Genomic DNA, 3,182 nt, shown 5'->3' on the forward strand with positions numbered 1-3,182 from the left:
GTTGTTGATCTTGCCGGATCAATCAACAGGTTACACCGCAACCCTTTCTTCGCATACACCAGAAATCATCATAGCTCCAGTTTCTGAGCCAATCAGCGTAACATTATAAGGCGCATAGTCTCCGTGACAGATAACCTCGATTGGCTCTCGACTGGGAAGCATCCACTTTAGTGATTCGTTCGAATGTTTTGATAGAAACGAACTGGATGCATCATGAAATAAGCGAAGGAGCTTAGCCGCAGATGTCAGGGCTTCAGTCGTAGCAATATGACCTTCCAGCGGATAATTGAAAACCTCACCGTCAACATAAGACAAAATTTCATTCCCTTTGTCATCGAAACCATATGGCTGAGGGGCTGCATAAAAGCCATTTTCAGCAATATGTGACAATAAACAATGTACTGTTTCAGACCACTTGCTACGGGGTCGATAAATCTTATTTTCTGAACGAAAAATCTGACCTTCTCGCCCACCATGAAGCTCTTCCATAGATATCCTTATGTGAAATTGATTTGTGCTTATCACGCCAACTTAAGGGGCTGGAAACGCGACACCTTGATAGTCAATCTTGAGGCGTTTGTGATATGTAACGACCCAGATAATTTTTGATGAAATTTACATCAGCACTATAGAAGTCACTCTGTGGAATTTGGGATACCTCAAACCAATAAAAAGTTTGTTGTCGGCAAGGATCGATTTCCTTAGGCTCTGCGTCCATCGTAGCGCCGAAAACAACATAATGAATATCGCCGCCATTCTCATTGATGGACTTATAAGTGCAAAGGGTCTTTAAATTAGTCAGACCCGTCTCCTCCCAGAGTTCACGAATAGCAGCTTGCTCTCCTGACTCACCGACGTCCATAGAACCACCTGGAAACTCAAAAACCATCCCCGCATTTTTCCTGAACCGTTTTTGTACCAAAACAAAGCCATCCCTTATTACGACAGCCATCGCTAGATGATTCATATACAGTTCTCTTTACTGAGTTGCAAATAACACCACGTAAAGTGGTGAGCCAGGCTACCTATCGCAACCTAAGTCGTTGTATTTTAAAAACTAAAACCGATTTTGACCGGAATCGCCGACCGTTGTGAATCCGTCTTGAACGCTTTGTATGGATAATAACCCACGAATTTGGGTAAAGTGAGACCCAGGCTTTAGCTGCAACTAAAGCTTTCCATGTAGTAGTTCGATTAAACGCTGGCTCCTCTGTCGAGAGACCGATAACAAACACGAACACTACATGGGACTCCAAGCACAAACCTCGAATAGTCGACTGGGTCTCGAACCCGCATTTCGCAATGCAGAGTTAGCTTATTATGATTAAGTCAACAGTTCAAAATATAAACATAGGCGTCGATACCGGAAAATCTCAACTCGATATCTACGTGCGGCCTCTTGATATCTTTTTCTCAGTTTCCAACGACGATAAAGGCATCAAACAAGCTATCAAAACCATTCAACAACATTCACCACAACGCATCGCTGTGGAAGCCACCGGCCGGTTGGAAATGCCTTTTATTTTGGCCTGCGCCGAGGCTGCTCTGCCTTACGTGATTGCCAATCCCATTCACGTAAAACGCTTTGCCGGCGCTATTGGGCAACGAGCCAAAACGGACAAGCTCGATGCCAAACTCATCGCCCACTATGCTGAGGCAATCAAACCAACGCTAACCCAACTCAAACCAGAGAGCATGCGGTTGATGGCGGACTTAGTGATTCGTAGAAATCAGCTACTTTCCATGCAAACCATGGAAAAGAACCGGCTCCAAATCATGCCCAAACACCTGGCAATGACTATCAAACCCATTCTGACAGCATTCAAAAATCAGATCGAGAAAATAGAAAATAAGCTCATTCAACTGATCAAAAGCTGTCCTGAATATCAGGCTAAAAATGACATATTGCAAAGCATGCCGGGGATCGGAAAAATCGCCGCAGCTTCTTTGATTAGCAACCTTCCTGAACTCGGCTATATCACCAACAAACAAGCTGCCGCGTTGGTCGGCGTGGCTCCGATGAACCGGGAAAGTGGCCGATATAAGGGGCTCAGGAAAATACAAGGTGGTCGAGCTCAGGTCAGGACCGTTTTGTATATGGCGATGATGTCGGCCATGCAATGTAATCCGGTATTCAAGAGCACCTATCAGCGACTTCTGGCTGAAGGAAAACCGAAAAAAGTAGCCATCATTGCCTGTGTCAGGAAGATGGTTGTTATCCTCAATGCGATGCTCCGTGATGGCGTCAGGTGGGCAGAAAAAACAGCATGAAATTAATTATTGACGCCATAGTCGTTCGTTATGCACCTGAATTTATTTTGAAAATATAAAGCTTTTTCATGCGTTCTCGAACATCTAAAACGTAGGCCGCGTTGCACTGAGCACCTTTACAATGTGCAGGGTGTTCATCGTCAGATCCCCTTTGATTTACTAAGCAAACTGCAAGCACTGGATGACCACATACAAAGCAATTAAAAGCGACATTGTTTCCATGACTATCTGCATTGAGAATTTCACCATCCTCACCAAACACATCAAAGCCTGTAATCTTCATACGATCCTGTTACCTATTTCGACTGACACAAAATGCCCTGTTAAGGGGTGAACTACACAATACCGATGCCTCCGAAATTCACCTTAAATACATAAACCAATGCATAGTAAAAAATACAACGCGTTGCGAATCCCTCTTGAACAGTTGGTTATGTTTCTAGCTCACATTTGACGGCTAGGACTTCAGCCTCTGCGAGATCGTAAAACTTTCGCTTTGCCGTGGCTGCAACTGGGTTGTGTAGCTTCCTGATATTGTTCAATTTCCATGCTAACCAACCCTCTTCAAACGCCGACTCTTCACAACCTGAAAACTTGCAATCTGCTTTGTTCCAAGGTGCGCAGGAAACGATATCAATGATAGCGACAATTTGACCCTCAGAATCCTCTTCCCCATCCTTTGTTAACCTTGTATTATTTTGTACCAGCGCTACGTTTAGCATTGGGAGCCGTTCTGGCATCCAAGATCTGATTTCCAATGATTTAGTTTCATTGGCGATCATGGTTCCCCATGGTTCAACGACGGATAAAGCTTTCAAATTTTCCTCCATGAAACATAACGAATGACATGGACTCCCCCTCATCAGGCTCTGCCACACTAGGTAAGTCTGACTACGAAATTACCGGAGGCC

Annotated in this window: 4 protein-coding genes and 1 pseudogene; 1 reads left to right on the forward strand and 4 read right to left on the reverse strand. The window is 44.3% G+C overall.

Going from position 1 to position 3,182, the window contains the following annotated elements; all coding sequences use genetic code 11:
• Nucleotides 1-78: 78 nt before the first annotated feature.
• Nucleotides 79-489 (reverse strand): annotated as a pseudogene (locus Q4579_RS22715) (phosphotransferase); the annotation flags it as partial.
• 73 nt (nt 490-562) lie between these two features.
• Nucleotides 563-967: an NUDIX hydrolase gene (locus tag Q4579_RS22720; protein ID WP_303567222.1), complete on the reverse strand. Its 405-nt coding sequence runs from the start codon at nt 965-967 to the stop codon at nt 563-565.
• A 353-nt stretch (nt 968-1,320) separates the two neighbouring features.
• Between Q4579_RS22720 and Q4579_RS22725 the strand changes: the two genes are divergently transcribed.
• Complete coding sequence (locus Q4579_RS22725) at nt 1,321-2,271, forward strand: IS110 family transposase (RefSeq protein WP_303567224.1); 951 nt, start codon at nt 1,321-1,323, stop codon at nt 2,269-2,271.
• Between the two features lie 28 nt (nt 2,272-2,299).
• Here the strand turns inward: Q4579_RS22725 and Q4579_RS22730 are convergent, their stop codons facing one another.
• The gene (locus Q4579_RS22730; RefSeq protein ID WP_303567225.1) at nt 2,300-2,554 is read right to left on the reverse strand and encodes a hypothetical protein; all 255 of its coding nucleotides are present in this window, start codon (nt 2,552-2,554) and stop codon (nt 2,300-2,302) included.
• 148 nt (nt 2,555-2,702) lie between these two features.
• A complete protein-coding gene (locus tag Q4579_RS22735) occupies nt 2,703-3,089 on the reverse strand; it encodes an ASCH domain-containing protein (protein ID WP_303567226.1) in 387 nt (128 codons plus the stop codon).
• Between the last annotated feature and the right edge of the window lie 93 nt (nt 3,090-3,182).

This window comes from Photobacterium sp. 1_MG-2023 (genome assembly GCF_030547945.1).
Classification (GTDB): domain Bacteria; phylum Pseudomonadota; class Gammaproteobacteria; order Enterobacterales; family Vibrionaceae; genus Photobacterium.